This window comes from Collinsella sp. CLA-ER-H4 (assembly GCF_040092395.1).
Lineage (GTDB): Bacteria > Actinomycetota > Coriobacteriia > Coriobacteriales > Coriobacteriaceae > Collinsella.
Window position 1 is genome coordinate 23772 of the sequence record NZ_JBBNLQ010000003.1, and the last position, 17562, is coordinate 41333.

The window sequence follows — 17562 nt, forward strand, 5'->3', positions numbered from 1 at the left end:
CGCTCAGCTAAGACGTTACTCCTTATTGCGACGGTAGAGGAAGTAACCGCCCGCGGAGATGACGGCAACGCCAGCGATGGCGAATGCAGCCACCACGCGGCCATCAAAACGATCACCGGTGGTGGGCAGGCCGCCCTTGGTGATCGTCTTGTTGGTGGTTACCGTGGTCGTGGTGTCCGACTTGCCAGGCTTCTCGGGCTTGGTGGTGGGCTGCTCGGGCTTAGCGGGCTGCTCGGGGGTACCGGGCTGCTCAGGAGTACCAGGCTGCTCGGGAGTGCCAGGCTGATCCGGGGTTACCGGGTCGGTGGCAAGAGCGTCCTTGGCGTAGGTGATGGACACCTTGAGGCCGTTGGTCTCGGTGTTCAGGTCGCTCGGGGTGAAGGGCGTACTGAAATCCCCAGCCTTCAGATAGGCGCGCATCTCCTGGAGCAGGGCCTTGCACTTGACGTAGGTGTTCTCGGTGGCAGCCTTGCCAGCCTTGTTGGCCAAGGCGGTGCGGGCCTCGGTGCCCTCGGCAGCCTGCATGGCCTTGTCGACCTGGAGGTTCTGCTCGATGAGCTCGTTCTGGAGAGCGTCGAGGTAGGCGCGAACGCCGGTGCCGAGCTGCTCGCGGTGCTCGTAGCAGAGGGAACTAATGTCCATGAGGACGTAGTTGATGGAGTTCTCGGGCTCCTCGTTGTTCACGATGTCCGTCTCTTCGCAGTGATCGTAGGAGACATCCTGATTGCTGAAGTAGGGGCTGACCTCGGTGAGCAGTGCAGAGTACAGAGGAATAGCGACGGAGTAGGCGGCGCGGGAGAGCATCTCCCACTGAATGGTCGCGATCTCGGGGTCCATGCCCTGACGGATCTGGAAGAGGTTGGTCTCGGTGCTTCTTTCGGTGCCGATGGCGTAGACACCGTCGGTGTTGGCGTTGAGGCCGGGGACATTTTCGCCGCGGTTGCCAAATGCACGGATCATCTCAAAGGTGTTCCAGTCGGACTTGCCGGGCTTGAAGAACAGGGGCTGGATCTCGCTGACCATGGCTCCGATTTGGTCGGGGCCTTTTTTCGGTTTAACCGTGACGATGTCGTAATCCGCACCCTTGGTCAACGGGGTCATGAAGTAATCGCGGCCCTGGACATAGCGAGTCCACTGATGAACGCCGGAATCGGCGACGCTTTTGCCATAGGTCTTGGCAACGTCGAGCTTGCCGTCGGTGTACTCGGCGAAGCCATTTTTCTCGGGCATGGTCTGGATGCCCTCGGAGTGGAGGCAGTTCTCGGCGTCATCAAGGTTGACATCGTAATTGAGTCCGCCGATGTTGGGGTTGAGTGAGGCGACGTCATCGGCGAGCTTCATGGCGATCCACTGGTGGCCGGAAAGTGCGGCAAACAGCCAAGTCTCGTTGCTGTCGGCGATGATAATCTGATCGTTGCCGTTGGCGCCCTGCTCGTCGATGATCTTGCCGAGGAGCTCGACACCCTCACGTGCTTTGGCACTTTCGCCTAAGATAACGCTGCCGTAGCTATACTCGCCAATGCCAGTGTCGGTCAGGGGGTCTGCCTTGGCGGCTTTATCGTTCATGTTGGTGGTCAGCGTTGCGGAGCAGGACACGCCCTTCTCGTTGATGCCTGCCTCAGAGTAGGCATCATAGCGCCCGTGCCACTGCGAAGGATGATCGCGCACGTAGCTATAACGATATGTAGTCTTGGTTGACCTGTATGAGAAGTCGGACTCGTCTGAGCCGTAGGTATACCCGGGGGCATGCGACGGCTCAATGCCAAAGTGCTTGAGGTAGCGCGGGCCAAAGTCCTCGGCGCGGCCGTAGTACGTGTTGCCGTCGGCCGTAAGGTTCTTGCCCATGTAGATTTGCGTGCAGGCGAGCGCAGAGGTCGGCATGGACATGATGGTTGCTGCTCCAAAGGCGAGGCCTATGCCAAGCTTTTTGAGCGCGTTGACGGGGTGAGTTTTCCTCATATTCCCTCCCAGCGTGCGAAAGCCCTCCGTTGCCAGAGGGCTTCAGCCAATAAAGACACCTCATTAGCGTAACGAACTGGAAACAATATTCATCTATGAAAGAAACTTAGTCGATAAGCGTGATGAAATATGCGATGAACGGTTAATTGTACTCAGTTTGTAGCTTTACTTTAATAAAGACGCCCTACAATTACTGTAGCTCAATAAAGCGTCTGGAAATACCGAAAATAAAAATCCCCCGCTGTTTGGCAAATGCATAAACAGCGGGGGAGACGATAATTGGATGAATATCATACCAATGTGGAATTACTTCTTCCGACGGTGGATCACGTTGATCGCATAGCCTACGAGCATGGCCAAAACGATGACGATAAAGCCGAGCAGGGGATTGTCGTTCATGGGGTCCTCCTATTTTCCGAGCGGGGAGAATTCGTCGACGATGAGGTCGAGGCATTGCGGAAGCGCGCGGGCGCCAAAGACGCCCGAGTTGCTGGAGATGATCTCGCCATCGAACTGCATGCCCAGCGACGGGGTGCAGGTGATCTTGGCTTCCTTGGTCTGGATGATCTTGAACTGCGGGCGGCCGAGCACCTTGCCAGCGGGGTCGAGTGCGGCGGTAATCACGGTAGGCAAGAGCTGCACGGTTTTTACGGGCTCAATAACGACGATGTCGACCATGCCGTCGTTCATGCGGCAGTTGGGGAACAGATTGATGGCGTTTTGGATGACCGAGGTGTTGCCGGCCATGCAGCAGATGCCATCGAGCTCCTCGACAATGCCGTCATGCTCAATCGTAAAGTGCGCCACCGTGGGATTGGGCGTGGCGAGCGCAGATAGGAAGTAGGCGATCTCGCCGATGTCGTTTTTGGTGGGGGCTGCTTTCATCATAATTTCGGCATCGTAGCCCGATCCGGCGATGATAATAAAGCCGTGGCGCTTTTCGTTGCCGTTCTCGTCGAGCCAAAAGAGCTCGCCCATGTCCGCCTTGACGGTACGGCCGACGCGGCAGGCCTTGGCGAGCGCCGCCGCCTCAGGGGCATTGCCGATGTTCTTGAAGAACAGGCAGGCCGTACCGGAGGGGAAGACGAGCGTGGGGACGCCGCATCCGCGCATCTGATCGAGCACGTTGGAGACGGTGCCGTCGCCGCCCGAAATCACCACGCGATCGAATTCGCGCACGTCCGCCACGGCGTCCTCGGGCTCCATGCCATCGCCGATAAAACGCATTACGACCTCGTTGCCGCCCTGCGCGAGGGCGTGCGTGAATGCGTAGATTTCATCTGAGCTGGGGCCCGATGCCGGGTTGTGGATGATAAGGCAGCGCATACTTACGTTCCCGTTCTGTGACTAACCGAGTATAGTTGTAGGGCAATGCCGATATCCTACCCGTGTTTTTCGGGCCTAACCTTATTCGATGGGTTGATATGTACATTTCCACACATCAGGCTCTGCTCGACTTTTGCCAGCGCGCCCGCGAGTTCGACGCGATTGCCGTCGATACCGAGTTTTTGCGCGAGCGCACGTTCCATCCGCGCCTGTGCTTGGTTCAGATTGCCACCCCTGCCGAGAGCGTGGCGGTCGACCCTCTGGTGATCGACGACCTGTCGCCGCTGGCCGAGCTTATGGCCGACGAGGGCGTGACCAAAGTCTTTCACGCCTGCTCGCAGGATATGGAGGTCATGCTTCATACCGTAGGCGCACTGCCACGACCGATTTTCGATACGCAGGTCGCCGCCGCCTTTTTGGGCGAGCGCCAGCAGATTTCGTATGGCGCGCTCGTGCAGACGTTTTGCGGCGTATCGCTGCCCAAGACCGAGTCGCTGACCGACTGGTCGCGCCGCCCGCTGACCGATAAGCAGATTGAGTATGCGATCGATGACGTCAAGTACCTGATCGTCGCCTATACCGAGATGATGAGCCGCCTGCGCGAGCTGGGCCGTGTGGACTGGGTGCTCGACGAGCTGCGCCCGCTGGCTGACGAGTCGCACTATCGCGCCGATCGCCACGAGGCGTTCCGCAAGGTCAAACGCATCAATTCGTGCAGCCGTCACCAGCTGGGTATCGCGCGCGAGCTCGCCGCCTGGCGCGAGGACCGCGCCGAGCGCCGCAACATCCCGCGCAAGTGGGTCATGTCCGACGACACGCTGCTTGCGCTCGTTAAGCGCAATCCCGTGCGCGTTGAGGAGTTCCGTAGCATTCGCGGTACCGATCAGTTGGGGGAGCGCGATGTGGACGGCGCGCTCATGGCCATCAAGCGCGGCGCAAGCTGCCCGCACGATCGCCTGCCGCTCATGGTGCGCGGGCATCGCCAGATCTCTCCGGAACTGGAGAGCGTGACGGATCTTATGTACGCGCTCATCCGCCTGGTTGCCGAGCGCTCGGGCGTGGCGACCTCGGTCATTGCGTCGCGCGATGACCTGGCCGACTATATTGAGCACCCCGAGCAGAGCCCCCTGCGCGAAGGCTGGCGTTTTGAGCTTGTGGGCTCGCGCCTGGACGATCTGCTTTCGGGCAATATGGGGTTGACGGTCAAAGATGGCAAAATTGAATTGCTGTAAGGAAGCCTAGCCGCTTGAGTGGGTAGAATGCCTCCAACGTGTAACTCGATTCGGAGGAATTCGCATGCCTTATTACTATGGATACGGCTTTGGCATTGACCCGCTGTACCTGCTGGTTGTTCTTGTCTGCACGGTGCTTGGCCTTGCCGCGCAGAGCTATATCAACTCGACGTACAAAACCTGGTCCAAGGTTCGCTCGGACGGCGATACGGGTGCCACGGTCGCTCGCCGCATGCTCGATGCAAACGGTTGTAACGCCGTGGGCATCAAGGGCGTCGCCGGCGAGCTCACTGATCATTACAACCCGCAGGACAACAACCTGTATTTGTCGGATGCCAACCGTTCGGGCGGGTCGGTCGCAAGCGTTGCCGTCGCCTGCCACGAGGCGGGCCATGCCGCCCAGCGTCAAAGCGGCTACGCCATGATGAAGTTACGCACCGCTTTGGTCCCCGTCGTCAACTTTACCCAGAACACCTGGACGATCGTGCTGCTCATGGGCCTGTTTATGAACATTGCCGGGCTCGCATCCCTCGCACTGATCTTCTTCTCGTTTAGCGTGCTGTTCCAACTGGTTACGCTGCCGGTCGAGATTGATGCCAGCCGCCGCGCCGTGGCGTACATCGAGCAGTCGGGCATGAGCTCCAAGCAGGTCAATGGTGCCAAGAAGGTCCTGACGGCAGCTGCGCTTACCTATGTTGCTGCAGCGCTCACTTCGATCATTCAGCTGCTCTACCTGATGGCTCGCTACAACAGAAACTCCAACCGATAACAAATTGGCTTGACAGGCGCCGCGGAGATTTGTGTCCCCGCGGCGCTGTACTATGTGTTGGACTTGAATTTGCGCAGGGCCGGAGCCCTTGTGCACGATAACGAAAGGAGGCTGCGTGGCAGGCTGGAATCTGACCGGCAATGCCGTTTCCGCCGAGTTCGACGGTTCGGACGAGCAGGAGCGTAAGGAACTCAGCGTGAGCCAGGCGGTAGAGATCGCCGCCGGTGCGCTCGATGCCATTCCGCAGCTGAGCGTTCTGGGCGAGGTCACGGGCTTCCGTGGCCCCAATGCCCGAAGCGGCCACTGCTACTTCCAGATTAAGGACGACTCGGCCGCCGTTGACTGCATCATCTGGAAGGGCGCCTACCTTAAGCGCACCTTCGACTTGCGCGATGGCATGCAGGTGAGCTTTAAGGGCAGCTTCAATCTCTATAAGGCCACGGGCCGCATGAGCTTTGTCGCTCGCTCATTTTCGCTGGCGGGCGAGGGTCTGCTGCGTCAACAAGTGGCGCAACTGGCCGAAAAGCTACGCCGCGAGGGCCTGATGGACGAAGCGCGCAAGCGCCGCATCCCGGTGTTCTGCTCCCGCGTGGCGGTCGTCACCTCGCTTTCGGGTGCCGTAATCGACGACGTCAAGCGCACATTGCGTCGTCGCAACCCGCTCGTCGAGCTCGTCTGCGTGGGCGCCAAGGTTCAAGGCGAGGGTGCGCCGGCCGAGCTCATTGAGGGCCTGCGCCGTGCCGCCGCCATCACGCCGGCGCCCGACTGTATCTTGCTGGTGCGCGGCGGCGGCTCCTTCGAGGACCTCATGACCTTCAACGACGAGGAGCTTGCCCGTGCAGTGGCTGCCTGTCCCGTGCCTGTGGTGACCGGTATCGGCCATGAGCCCGATACCTCGATTTGCGACATGGTGAGCGACCGCCGCGCCTCCACGCCCACGGCGGCGGCAGAATCGGTGGCGCCGGCTATGACGGAGTTGGCCGATGTGCTCGAGGCGCGCCATCAGCGTCTGGGTGCCGCGATGGCATCGATGATTGGGTCGGATCAGGTCGATCTGGAAATGCTCGACCAGCGCGGTCGCCGTGCCTGGGATACCTATACGGCTCGCTTGGGCGATGCTCTCGATGCGGCTGCGTGCCGCCCGTGCCTCAACGACCCCACATTTATGGTCGAGCGTCGCGAATCGGAGCTTGCGCTGACTGCCGATCGCCTGTCGGGCGCCATAGTACGCTCGGTCGGGACATTTCGCTCCAACTTTGAGCGCTTGCCCGAGCGTCTGGTTGTAAGCACCTCGGGGCTCGATGGCAAACGCCATGCGCTCACGCTCGCGAGCTCCCGTCTGGAGCATCAGGGGCGCACGATGCTCAACAAGCCCGCGTCCGACCTGGGCCGTGCGGCAGCCTCGCTAGATGCCCTGTCGCCGCTCAAGGTGCTTGCCCGCGGCTATTCCATTGCGTACAGCGTTGACGGCGTGGCTACAAGTGCCAAGACCTTTAAGCCGGGCGACGCCATTCGCGTGCGCATGGCGGACGGCAACGTGGCAGCAACGGTCGATACGGTCGAGTAGGCCGCGTTTCATAGCGATAAACCTTTAGGAAAGGAAACAGATATGGCAGAGAAGACCCCGGTCGAGCAGCTTACGTACAAGCAGGCCTCGCAGGAGTTGGAGCTCATCATCCGCAGCTTGGAGTCTGGCGATATGGAGCTCGAGGAGTCGCTCGAGAGCTATACCCGCGGCGTCGAGCTCCTCAAGAGCCTGCGCACCCGCCTGTCCGATGCCGAGCAGAAGGTCTCGGTGCTTCTTAAGGACGTCGACGGCAACGACGTGCTCGCCGACGGCGAAGCCGCCAACACCGACGACAACCTCTCGTTCTAACCATCCCGACCAAATATAATTACCTTGGTCTGTGAGAAAGGAACCAACCATGTGCGATTGCATCTTCTGCAAAATTGCCAACCACGAGATCCCCTCGACCGTTGTCTATGAGGACGATCAGGTCATCGCCTTCGACGACCTCAATCCCCAGGCGCCGGTCCACACGCTCGTGATCCCCAAGAAGCACTACAGCGACATCGCCGACAACGTACCTGCCGAGACCATGGGCGCCATGGCTCACGCCATCCAGGAGGTCGCTAAGGCCAAGGGCCTGGAGGACGGTTTCCGCATCATCTCCAACAAGGGCGTCAACGCCGGTCAGACCGTCATGCACTTCCACATGCACGTCCTCGGCGGCAAGAACCTGGGCGAGAACCTCATCTGAGGGCGCGTAGGCCGTCGACTTGGCTGCCTTTGGAGTAATCTATGCAGCTTTCTCAACTCGAATACCTTCAAGCGGTAGCGAACTATGGTGGCGTGCGCAAAGCAGCTCGCGCCGTTCATGTGAGTCCGCAGGCCGTTTCGTCAGCAATCAAAAAGTTGGAATCTGAGTATCAGATCGTTTTGCTCGACCGATCGGCGGGGGAGGCTGTTTTGTCTCCGGCGGGCAGAGAATTTGCGCGTCGTGCACGCGTGATCCTGGCGCAAGTCGACGATCTCAAAAAGTACGCTCAATCGGGGAACGGCGGCGTTTCGCCCGACGGCCACTTTCGTCTTTACGCCCCCTGCCTTCATGGGCGGGGGCGCCTTTTTGCCGAAAACTGGTACGACTCGTTTGAAAGCTCGCACCCTCAGATTCATCTTGATGTGTGGCATCAGCCAACGGCAACATGCTTTGAATCACTTATACTTGGAATTTCGGACGCGGCTATCTCGTTTGAGGAACCACGGGACAGCGTCCTTTCTTCAAAATATATGGGTGAAAAGGAGCTCAGGGTTCTTTCATGCCCAGCTGGTCATCAATCTGTTGACGCTATGACCATTCGTGAGTTACTGGGCGGCAGGCTCGCTGTTCCCATTAATTTGTCACCCTGTCTCAATGCAATCAATCAATGTCCCGAAGCTCAGCTGGTTAATTTCCGCTTTCGCGATGTCGAATACGGAAGCAGGGCGCAGGCCGAGTTTCTTCAAGCCGGGGGATTGATATTGAGTTTTTCTGGCTCTTCTCTCGCATCAGATGGATTGGAAGTGAGCGAGTGCTCTATTGAAGGCTCGCATGACGTAGCCTTGCCCATCTACTTTTGCTATCGACAAAATGCCTGGACCGATCGACACCAGACGGTATTTCTTCACCTATTGCGTCATCTTGCTTCGTGAGGCCATTTGGCCTCGTGTCGTCAAGTGAATGTTGACGCCTTGCAACACATAGCTGACAGCTTTGCCCTCATGCTTTTCCAAGATTCCGATTTAGATTGCTGACTCTTGGAGGGCGGAGCATGAAAAACCGTACGGTTTTGCTTTATATGACGTTCGTTTTTCTGTCGAACTTCAGCACCATTTTGTATTTTCTGACGGTTTACCTTGAATTCGTCGGATTCTCGATGGTGGCGATTTCTAGCATGATGATTGCATATCAAGTGAGCAAGTTCATCCTTGAAGTTCCCACTGGCTATATTGCTGATAGGCTTGGACGAAAGACGAGTGGTCTCGTTGGCGTCGTGGGAATGCTTGGATACTACGCCGCCCTACTCCTTGTCCGTTCTCCTCTGCTTTTAATCGGTGCGTTCGCTCTCAAGGGTTTTGCCGTTGCATGTGTGAGCGGATCCATAGAAGCGATTTACATTGACAGCGTCTCTCAGGACCAGCTCGTAAGACTTAATGTCGTTGAGCGATTTGTTTTCTATGCGTCTTATGCCCTCTCCGCTTGTGTGGGCGGTTTCATTTCGTCCGCTGGCGCGTATCTCATTGGGCTTTCGGTCGATATCATCGCAATGGTGCTGACATTGGTTGTCGTTGTCTGTATTCCTGAGGTGAGAAGAGGGGGCACCGCGGTGACACCTGAGCATGGAATTAGCCCGAAGATGATCTGTGCTGCTATTGCGGGTAATGGCATTCTTCGGTCAGCGTTCATCATGGACTGTTCTCAGGCATTTGCTTTTGTCGCCCTGGAAGACTTTTTCTCACTGCTGCTTGCGGGCCGCGGAATGAATTCCGTCGCTTCGGGTGTGACCATTGCGGTCCAGCTCCTTGCCTCGGCCTCCATGGGGCTTATTGTGCCCAGTGTGATTGCTCATGTCGACAAGGGCCGTTTTGCGCGTATTTGCGGCATCATTCGCTTAGTATTGACAGCTTTGTTTTTGATCCCCCTTACTCCGGCTAATTTGCTGCCCGTGTTCTATGTGCTGCAGACAGTTGCGTACTCGTTGTTTGCCCCAATCAAATACTCAGTTTTCCAAAATGCTGCCGACTCATCGATGCGCTGTTCACTGATTTCGGTTCAAAGCCAGATGGTGGCGGTGGGTGCCGTTCTTTTCTATCTGCTCAACTCTGTGCTGAGTAGCGTTGCGGGCATTCGAGTCGTATTGCTTGTTGCGCTCGGGATTTCTTCCCTGGTGTATATCCCCGCGCTATTTCGTCTTACAAGTCAAAGGCCATGAGTATTTAGGCACCGATAACTTATATATCAACGCAATAAACCCGAGCGCGAGGGCGTTTGGGTTTATTATTGAAGCGTATGTAACCTGGCGGCGCCACACCGCCTGTTAGTAGGGAGACACATGAACGTTCTGGTCGTCAACGCAGGATCTTCGACCCTTAAGTATCAGGTCATCGATACCAAGTCCCACAAGGTGTCCGCAAAGGGCTCCTGCGAGCGCGTCTGCTTTACCGGCGGTACCTTCACCCATGCTGCCAACGGCTCCAAGAAGGTGACCGAGAACATCGAGTTCCCCGACCACAAGGTCGCCATCGAGGCTGTCCTGAAGGACCTCGAGGCCAACGGCGTCAAGATCGAGGGCATCGGTCACCGCATCGTTCAGGGCGGTTGGTACTTTGGCGATTCCTCCCTCGTCGACGAGGACGTTCTCGCCAAGATTCGCGAGGTCGCCCCGCTAGCGCCGCTGCACAACAACCCCGAGGCCAACGTTATCGAGTACTGCCTGGAGCAGTATCCCGACCTGCCCAACGTTACGGTCTACGACACCGCTTTCCACTTCAACATGCCCGAGGTCGCTAAGACTTACGCCCTTCCCAAGGATGTTTGCGACAAGCTGCACATCCGTAAGTACGGCGCCCACGGCACCAGCTACCGCTACATCTCCAAGAAGGTCGCCGAGATGACCAACGGCGAGGCCCGCAAGGTCGTCGTGTGCCACATCGGCTCCGGTGCCTCCCTGTGCGCCATCGAGGACGGCAAGTGCATGGACACCACCATGGGCCTCACCCCGCTCGACGGCGTCATGATGGGCACCCGCTGCGGCTCCATCGACCCGGCTACCGTGTGCTACCTGCAGCGCGAGGGCGGCTACACCTTCGACGAGGTCGACGAGATGATGAACAAGAAGTCCGGCCTTTTGGCTGTGACCGGCGGCAAGACCAACGACTGCCGCAATGTCGAGGAGCTCGCCGCTGCTGGTGACCCTGAGGCTCAGCTCGCCTTCGATATGTTCGTCTACAAGATTGCCGCCAAGGCTGCCGAGATGGCCACTTCCATGTGCGGCATGGACACGCTGGTCTTCACCGCCGGCATCGGTGAGCACGCTCCGGCCGTTCGCGCCGGCGTTGCCGACCGTCTGGCCTTTATGGGCGTCAAGATGGACCATGCCCGTAACGCCCTGCGTGGCGACGGCGCTTGGTGCCTGTCTGCCAAGGATTCCAAGGTCAAGATCTTCGTCATTCCCACGGACGAGGAGTTCATGATCGCTTCTGACGTCGAGCGCATCGTCAACGGCAAGTAATTGCAAGAGGGGAGGGGCTGGACGACCGAGCGCCGTTCGGCCCCTCTTTTGTGCTCGTTGGGCGATATGCTTGATAGCTATTTATCAAGTTGTGATAACTTCTTATTAAAATGCGGCCGCCTTAAGGGGTCTGCGTCGACCGTATTGCACTGCAAAGGAGTCTCATGAACGTACTTGTTGTCAACGCCGGCAGCTCAAGCCTTAAATATCAGCTTTTGGATACCGTTACCCGCGAGGTTTTCGCCAAGGGCAACTGCGAACGTATCGGTTCGGACATGGGCATCTTTGGCCACTCCGAGAACGGTGGCGCCAAGCAGACCGAGGAGGTCCCTTTCCCCGATCATCGCTCTGCTATCGCTCGTGTGCTCGAGGAGCTCGAGAAGACCGACTTTACGATTGATGGCATTGGGCATCGCATCGTTCAGGGCGGCTGGCACTTCGATGATTCCGCGGTCGTCGACGACGAGGTCATGGCCAAGATTCTCGAGGTGGCACCGCTTGCTCCGCTGCACAACTACGGCGAGGCCGCAGCAATCGAGTATTGCCTCGAGAAGTATCCTGAGCTGCCCAACGTCGCCGTTTTCGACACCTCGTTCCACATGACCATGCCCGAGGTCGCCTACACCTACGCGCTGCCCAAGGACGTGTGCGACAAGTACCACGTGCGCAAGTACGGCGCCCACGGTACGAGCCACCGTTACGAGTGGATGATGGCCAAAGAGATTCTGGGCTCGCGCTGCCACCGTCTGCTCTCGTGCCATCTGGGCAACGGCGCTTCGCTTGCCGCCATTGAGGACGGCGTGTGCCGCGACACCACGATGGGCCTCACGCCGCTTGACGGCCTGATGATGGGCACTCGCTGTGGTTCCATTGACCCGGCTACCGTGTGCTATCTCCAGCGCGAGGGCGGCTACAGTTACCAGGAAGTCGACGACATGATGAACAAGCAGTCCGGTCTGCTTGCCATCTCGGGCATCTCCAACGACGCCCGCGACATCCGTACGCGCGCCTCCGAGGGTGACGAGCGCTGCCTGCTCGCCTTCGATATGTTCGCATACAAGGCCATGCAGCAGGCCGGTTCCATGATCGCCTCCATGGCGGGCGTGGACACCATCACCTTTACCGCCGGCATCGGCGAGAATGACTGGTCGATCCGCAAGGCCTTCTGCGACTGCTTTGAGTGGCTGGGCGTACGCATCGACAACAACAAGAACCGCGAGGCCGTGGGCAACGGCCCGCAGGTCATCAGCGCTGCCGGTTCCGCCGTTACGGTCATGGTCATCCCCACCGACGAGGAATACATGATCGCCCACGACGTCGAGCGCCTGACCAAGAACAATTAACGCGCGCATTTGCAAGTAAACGAAAGGCCTCCAAAGCAACAGCTCCGGAGGCCTTTTTGCTAGCAAGCGGAAATCCGAGTCCCAAAGTGATCGCCACCAGCAACGTCTGCACTTTCAACAACGATACCCATCCGTTCAGATTTTTAGACCCAGCTCGTAGCCAAGCCGCCGTCCACTCCAGATACCCTGATTGCAACGTAGCGGCAGGGACCCTACGGGGTAAAGCTCTGAAAACTTTCCGCAGGACGCATGAAACCCCCGCCGCACAAAGTGCGCAGCGGGGGTTTCATGCATGTCCGAGGACGTTTTCAGAGCTTTACCCCGTAGGGTCCCGAGGGGATACGTCCGCTACTCAGCCATCTGAGCCTGGACGGCGGTGATGGCCACGACACCCACGATGTCGTCGGCAGAGCAGCCGCGCGAAAGGTCGTTAACCGGCTTGGCGATGCCCTGCAGGATGGGGCCGTAGGCGTCGGCGCCGGCGAAGCGCTGGACCAGCTTGTAGCCGATGTTGCCGGCCTCAAGGTCGGGGAACACGAGCACGTTGGCCTTACCGGCGACAGAGGAGCCGGGAGCCTTGAGCTGGGCGACGGTGGGGACGATGGCGGCATCGAGCTGCAGGTCGCCGTCGATGGCGAGCTCGGGAGCCTTCTCCTTGCAGAACTTCACGGCCTCCTGGACCTTCTTGGCGACCTCGCCACCGGCGGAGCCCATGGTGGAGTAGGAGAGCATGGCCACGTGCGGCTCAACGTTGCCCATGAAGGTGGACCAGGAGTGAGCGGAGGCGATGGCGATCTCGGAGAGCTCGTCGGAGGACGGGTTGATGTTGAGGCCGCAGTCGGCGAAGATCAGCGTGCCGTCGGTGCCGAACTGCGGGGTATCGGTGCACATCACGAAGAAGGCCGAGACCAGCTTGGTGCCCGGGGCGGTCTTGAGGATCTGCAGCGCGGGGCGCAGGGTGTCGGCGGTGGAGTGGCAGGCGCCGGAGACCAGGCCGTCGGCGTCGCCCATCTTGACCATCATGGTGCCAAAGTAGGTGGCGTCCATCACCTGGGCGCGAGCCTGCTCGATGGTAACGCCCTTCTTGGCGCGGAGCTCGGCAAACTTCTGCGCGTACTCCTCGTGCTTCTCGGCGTTGCGCGGGTCGATGACGGTGGCGCCGGGAACGTTGATCTCGTCGGGGTTACCCAGGATGACGATCTTTGCCAGGCCCTCCTCGATGATTTTGGTGGCCGCGACGATAGTGCGCGGATCCTCGCCCTCGGGCAGGACGATCGTCTTAAGGTCGGCCTTAGCGGCAGACTTCATACGGTTTAGGAAATCGCTCATGTTACTCCTTACAAGCGTTTCGCTAAGCTCCAGGCACCCGGCTGTTCACGAATAAACCCGCTGCTAGCGGGTTTACCTTTCAATTATGTACGCCGCGGTGCTTGAGCTTTCCTTGTGTGGCAAGCTCATTATAGGACGCATTAGCGCTATAATCGCTCTGATAAATATGTCTCGAAGAATGTTCGAGAAAAGCCCAGCTAACGAGCCCGTGGCTTTTGACAAGGAGTATCGATGCAGATTACCTCAGGCCTGCCTGAAGGCTTTAACGCCGGCGCGTACGACATGATTGTCGTCGGTGCTGGATATGCCGGTGCCGTTTGCGCCCGCCGTCTTGCCGAGACCATCGGCTATCGTGTTGCCGTTTTGGAGCGCCGTAGCCACATTGCGGGCAATGCCTATGACTGCACTGACGAGGCCGGAATCCTGATTCACGAGTACGGTCCGCATATCTATCACACCTTTAACGAGCGCGTGCACAATTTCCTGTCGCGCTTTACCAAGTGGACGGATTATCAGCACAAGGTGCTCGCCAACATCAACGGTACCCTTATGCCCGTGCCCTTCAACCATGCGAGTCTCAAGCTCGCTTTTGGTGACGAGCGCGGCGAGGAGCTGTATCAGAAGCTCGTGGAGACCTTTGGCAAGGACGTCAAGGTGCCCATCATGGAGCTGCGCAAGAAGAACGACCCGGATCTTGCCGAGGTCGCCGATTACGTCTACGAGAACGTCTTTTTGCATTACACCATGAAGCAGTGGGGCCAGACGCCCGACCAGATCGATCCCTCGATCACCGGCCGCGTTCCCGTCTTTGTGGGCGATGATGACCGCTACTTCCCGCAAGCTCCCTTCCAGGGCATGCCGCAGGAGGGCTACACGGCGCTCTTTGAGCACATGCTCGACCACGACCTGATTGACGTGTTCTGCGACGTGGACGCCCGCGATCTTTTTGAGATCGACGAGACCACCGTCAAGGTCGACGGCAAGGTCTACGGCGGTGAGATTGTCTATACCGGTCCGCTCGATGAGCTGTTCAACCTCGACTTGGGCGCGTTGCCGTACCGCACGCTCGATATGAAGTTCGAGACGCTCGATATGGACCAGTTCCAGCCCGTGGGCACCGTCAACTACACCACGAGCGAGGACTACACGCGCATCACCGAGTTCAAGAACATGACCGGTCAGGTCCTGCCCGGCAAGACCACCATCATGAAGGAGTACTCCAAGGCCTATACGCCCGGCTCGGGCGAGACGCCGTACTACGCCATTCTTGAGCCCGAGAACCGTGAGCTCTATGAGCGCTATCTTGAGCGCGTCCAGAACCTGACGAACTTCCACCCGGTGGGTCGTCTGGCCGAGTATCGTTACTACGATATGGACGCCGTGACCAATTCCGCCCTCGATCTTTCGGATGAGATTATCGCCTGCCATGCATAAAGTCATAACATTCGGTATTCCCTCGTATAACGCCGCCAAGGACATGGACCATTGCATCACCTCCATCTTGGAGGGGAGCAATTACGCCACCGATATCGAGATTATCGTGGTGGACGACGGCTCCAAGGACGAGACGGCCGCCAAGGCCGACGAGTGGGAGGCCCGTTATCCTGGAATCATCCGCGCGGTGCACCAGGAGAATGGCGGTCACGGTATTGCCGTCCTTTCGGGTCTGCGCGAGGCGCAGGGCACCTACTACAAGGTTGTCGACTCGGATGACTGGCTCGACGCTGCGGCTCTTTCGACTATGCTGTCGATTCTGCGTGGCTTTGAAGAGCGCGATCAGCGCGTTGACCTGTTTATCTCGAACTACGTGTACGAGAAGGTTTACGAGGGCACGCATACCGCTATTGGCTACAAATTTGCCCTGCCGCGCAAAAAGATCTTTTCCTGGGATCAGATCGGTCATTTCCGCCTGGACCAGAACCTACTCATGCACAGCCTGTGCTATCGCACGGATGTGCTGCGCGAGTCCAACCTTCCCATGCCGCCGCACACGTTCTATGTGGACAACATCTACGCCTACGTGCCACTGCCGCGTTGCAAGACCATGTACTACGCCGACATCGACCTCTACCGCTACTTTATCGGTCGCGAAGGCCAGAGCGTCAACGAGGCAACGATGGTCAAGCGTCTGGACCAGCAGTTCCGTGTTACGCGTATCATGATGGAGTCGTACCACCTGTACAGCGATGTCGAGTCGTCGCGCCTGCGTTCGTACATGATGGGCTACTTCACCATGATGATGGCGATCTGCTCGGTGCTCACCAAGCTTTCTGAGGAAGATTGCGCCGACGAGCGCCTAAAGACGCTGTGGAATGATTTGAAGGCCTACGACGAGCGCATGTATCGTCGTGCCCGCTACGGCGTGGTCGGGTTCTTCACCAATCTGCGCGGACGGGCGGGAGACAAAACCACACTCGGCCTATACCGTCTTGCCTCAAAGATCTTCAAATTCAACTAGCTGCTGAGTAATCGCTGCTGATAGGTTGACTGGGCCCCTTGGCCTTTAGTTTGCTACTGCGAACAGTCCTGCTCGCACGGAAAGCACATTAAGTGCTTTCCGGCTCGTGCGGAACTTGTATCAAACTAAAGGCCAAGGGGCCTCTGCTATAAGAATCGATTGTCAGGTTATTTGAATTTGAAGATCTTGGACGCGCGGTACACAGGGGCCTGGGCTGAAAAGAATCTGGTTGGTAGGTTGCCCGGTGGGGCTTGGTTATGTTTGTTGCGAGTTCCGCACGAGCCGAAGAGCACTTAATGTGCTCTTCGTGCGAGCCGGGACTGTAGAGCAGCAAACATAACCAAGCCCCACCGGGCAACCGGTCAGGTTAGGCTACTTCGCGGCGCCGGGGATGCCGTGGGAGGTTTTGGCGGTTTTGGCTCCGTTTACGATGGCAGTTTCCAGGGCCCTTACTGCGAGCATGCCCAGCAGGTCTAGGGGAACGGCGGCGCTTGCCTGGGCGCCCAGTTTGCCGCTGGCGAGGGTGTAGATGGTGTCGCCGTCGTTGGTGGTGTGCGTGGGACGGATGGCGTGTGCGTAGGCGTCTGCGGCCATCTGGGAGACCTTGGTGGCTTGTGCCTTAGTGAGTTCCACGTTGGTGACGATGCAGCTGATGGTGGTGTTGGTGCGGTCGAGCGGCATCTGCATGGATCCGGCGGCGGCAAAGGCTGCGAGTTCCATGTCGACGATCTGGTCACTATTGGCTGCGGCGCGCATACCGGCGACCCACTCGCCGGTGAAGGGGTCGACAACGTTGCCGCAGGCGTTGACCGAGACCACGGCGCCCACCTTGATGGGGCCGAGCGCCACGGCGGCAGCGCCAAGGCCGGCCTTCATGCAGGTGGCGGGGCCCATGAGCTTACCCACGGTAGCGCCCGTGCCGGCGCCCACGTTGCCCTGTTCGAGCTTGGTGGGGGTGTTGTCGAGTGCTTCGCGCACGGCGGCGATGCCGGCCTCAATGTCGGGGCGAACGGTGGGGTTACCAAAGGCGAGGTCGAAGATACAGCTGGAGCACACGATAGGCACCTGCGTGGGGCCGACGGGAAGGCCGATGCCGCGGCTCTCAAGCTCGCGAGCGACGCCGCTTGCAGCCTCGAGGCCAAAGGCCGATCCACCCGAAAGGCAGACGGCGTGGACCTTGTCGACGGTGTTCTCGGGTCGCAGCAGGTCGGTTTCGCGCGATGCTGGAGCACCGCCGCGAACGTCAACGCCGCCGGTGGCGCCCTCGGGTGCCACGATTACGGTGCAACCGGTGCCGGCCTCCTCGTCCGTATAGTTGCCATAGCAAAAGCCATCGACATCGCATACGTCAATGGCCTCGAGCAGTGTATCCAT

At 58.8% G+C, this 17562-nt stretch carries 15 protein-coding genes; 11 read left to right on the plus strand and 4 right to left on the minus strand.

All coding sequences use genetic code 11. The annotated features are described in order from the left end of the window. Positions 1-15 precede the first annotated feature (15 nt). Together AAAX34_RS03520 and AAAX34_RS03525 are read right to left on the minus strand one after the other, a co-directional pair. Positions 16-1959: a C69 family dipeptidase gene (locus AAAX34_RS03520; protein ID WP_349109985.1), complete on the minus strand. Its 1944-nt coding sequence runs from the start codon at positions 1957-1959 to the stop codon at positions 16-18. A 408-nt stretch (positions 1960-2367) separates the two neighbouring features. Then, positions 2368-3285 carry a diacylglycerol kinase family protein gene (locus AAAX34_RS03525; RefSeq protein WP_349109986.1) on the minus strand — a complete coding sequence of 306 codons (918 nt, stop codon included), beginning with the start codon at positions 3283-3285 and terminating at the stop codon, positions 2368-2370. Positions 3286-3383: 98 nt separating this feature from the next. Between AAAX34_RS03525 and rnd the strand changes: the two genes are divergently transcribed. The 9 genes from rnd (at position 3384) to AAAX34_RS03570 (ending at position 12401) form a co-directional block, all read left to right on the plus strand. Further along, positions 3384-4517: a ribonuclease D gene (gene rnd, locus AAAX34_RS03530; protein WP_349109987.1), complete on the plus strand. Its 1134-nt coding sequence runs from the start codon at positions 3384-3386 to the stop codon at positions 4515-4517. A gap of 64 nt (positions 4518-4581) precedes the next feature. Continuing rightward, a complete protein-coding gene (locus AAAX34_RS03535; protein ID WP_349109988.1) occupies positions 4582-5286 on the plus strand; it encodes a zinc metallopeptidase in 705 nt (234 codons plus the stop codon). 130 nt (positions 5287-5416) lie between these two features. Next, positions 5417-6853 (plus strand): exodeoxyribonuclease VII large subunit, encoded by a 1437-nt coding sequence (gene xseA, locus AAAX34_RS03540; protein WP_349110094.1) that lies wholly within the window; start codon positions 5417-5419, stop codon positions 6851-6853. A gap of 42 nt (positions 6854-6895) precedes the next feature. After that, positions 6896-7162, plus strand: coding sequence for an exodeoxyribonuclease VII small subunit (xseB, locus tag AAAX34_RS03545; protein ID WP_006234311.1), 267 nt, complete (start codon positions 6896-6898; stop codon positions 7160-7162). 49 nt (positions 7163-7211) lie between these two features. Then, positions 7212-7547: a histidine triad nucleotide-binding protein gene (locus tag AAAX34_RS03550; RefSeq protein WP_349109989.1), complete on the plus strand. Its 336-nt coding sequence runs from the start codon at positions 7212-7214 to the stop codon at positions 7545-7547. A gap of 41 nt (positions 7548-7588) precedes the next feature. Next, the gene (locus AAAX34_RS03555) at positions 7589-8479 is read left to right on the plus strand and encodes a LysR family transcriptional regulator (protein WP_349109990.1); all 891 of its coding nucleotides are present in this window, start codon (positions 7589-7591) and stop codon (positions 8477-8479) included. A 119-nt stretch (positions 8480-8598) separates the two neighbouring features. Continuing rightward, the gene (locus AAAX34_RS03560) at positions 8599-9759 is read left to right on the plus strand and encodes an MFS transporter (RefSeq protein WP_349109993.1); all 1161 of its coding nucleotides are present in this window, start codon (positions 8599-8601) and stop codon (positions 9757-9759) included. Between the two features lie 120 nt (positions 9760-9879). Continuing rightward, on the plus strand, positions 9880-11058 hold the full coding sequence (locus AAAX34_RS03565; RefSeq protein ID WP_117770119.1) for an acetate kinase: 1179 nt from the start codon (positions 9880-9882) through the stop codon (positions 11056-11058). 164 nt (positions 11059-11222) lie between these two features. After that, positions 11223-12401 (plus strand): acetate kinase, encoded by a 1179-nt coding sequence (locus AAAX34_RS03570; RefSeq protein WP_349109995.1) that lies wholly within the window; start codon positions 11223-11225, stop codon positions 12399-12401. Positions 12402-12749: 348 nt separating this feature from the next. Here AAAX34_RS03570 and pta read toward each other — a convergent pair whose 3' ends face one another. Then, positions 12750-13730: a phosphate acetyltransferase gene (gene pta, locus AAAX34_RS03575; protein WP_006234296.1), complete on the minus strand. Its 981-nt coding sequence runs from the start codon at positions 13728-13730 to the stop codon at positions 12750-12752. A 231-nt stretch (positions 13731-13961) separates the two neighbouring features. Here pta and glf point away from each other — a divergent pair, with 231 nt between their 5' ends. After that, positions 13962-15164 carry a UDP-galactopyranose mutase gene (gene glf / locus AAAX34_RS03580; RefSeq protein ID WP_161159693.1) on the plus strand — a complete coding sequence of 401 codons (1203 nt, stop codon included), beginning with the start codon at positions 13962-13964 and terminating at the stop codon, positions 15162-15164. Then, positions 15157-16188 (plus strand): glycosyltransferase family 2 protein, encoded by a 1032-nt coding sequence (locus tag AAAX34_RS03585; protein WP_195361191.1) that lies wholly within the window; start codon positions 15157-15159, stop codon positions 16186-16188. Before glf ends, AAAX34_RS03585 begins: the two co-directional genes overlap by 8 nt. A gap of 372 nt (positions 16189-16560) precedes the next feature. Here AAAX34_RS03585 and AAAX34_RS03590 read toward each other — a convergent pair whose 3' ends face one another. Beyond that, positions 16561-17562, minus strand: a complete 1002-nt coding sequence (locus AAAX34_RS03590) for a P1 family peptidase (RefSeq protein WP_349109996.1) — start codon at positions 17560-17562, stop codon at positions 16561-16563.

What these genes read in the sequence shown, in the direction of transcription:
- AAAX34_RS03590 (WP_349109996.1), bottom strand. Translation starts at nt 17,562, where the DNA reads ATGGATACACTGCTCGAGGCCATTGACGTATGCGATGTCGATGGCTTT.
- glf (WP_161159693.1), top strand. Translation starts at nt 13,962, where the DNA reads ATGCAGATTACCTCAGGCCTGCCTGAAGGCTTTAACGCCGGCGCGTAC.
- AAAX34_RS03565 (WP_117770119.1), top strand. Translation starts at nt 9,880, where the DNA reads ATGAACGTTCTGGTCGTCAACGCAGGATCTTCGACCCTTAAGTATCAG.
- AAAX34_RS03585 (WP_195361191.1), top strand. Translation starts at nt 15,157, where the DNA reads ATGCATAAAGTCATAACATTCGGTATTCCCTCGTATAACGCCGCCAAG.
- AAAX34_RS03520 (WP_349109985.1), bottom strand. Translation starts at nt 1,959, where the DNA reads ATGAGGAAAACTCACCCCGTCAACGCGCTCAAAAAGCTTGGCATAGGC.
- AAAX34_RS03550 (WP_349109989.1), top strand. Translation starts at nt 7,212, where the DNA reads ATGTGCGATTGCATCTTCTGCAAAATTGCCAACCACGAGATCCCCTCG.
- xseB (WP_006234311.1), top strand. Translation starts at nt 6,896, where the DNA reads ATGGCAGAGAAGACCCCGGTCGAGCAGCTTACGTACAAGCAGGCCTCG.
- AAAX34_RS03525 (WP_349109986.1), bottom strand. Translation starts at nt 3,285, where the DNA reads ATGCGCTGCCTTATCATCCACAACCCGGCATCGGGCCCCAGCTCAGAT.
- AAAX34_RS03555 (WP_349109990.1), top strand. Translation starts at nt 7,589, where the DNA reads ATGCAGCTTTCTCAACTCGAATACCTTCAAGCGGTAGCGAACTATGGT.
- AAAX34_RS03570 (WP_349109995.1), top strand. Translation starts at nt 11,223, where the DNA reads ATGAACGTACTTGTTGTCAACGCCGGCAGCTCAAGCCTTAAATATCAG.
- AAAX34_RS03560 (WP_349109993.1), top strand. Translation starts at nt 8,599, where the DNA reads ATGAAAAACCGTACGGTTTTGCTTTATATGACGTTCGTTTTTCTGTCG.
- pta (WP_006234296.1), bottom strand. Translation starts at nt 13,730, where the DNA reads ATGAGCGATTTCCTAAACCGTATGAAGTCTGCCGCTAAGGCCGACCTT.
- rnd (WP_349109987.1), top strand. Translation starts at nt 3,384, where the DNA reads ATGTACATTTCCACACATCAGGCTCTGCTCGACTTTTGCCAGCGCGCC.
- AAAX34_RS03535 (WP_349109988.1), top strand. Translation starts at nt 4,582, where the DNA reads ATGCCTTATTACTATGGATACGGCTTTGGCATTGACCCGCTGTACCTG.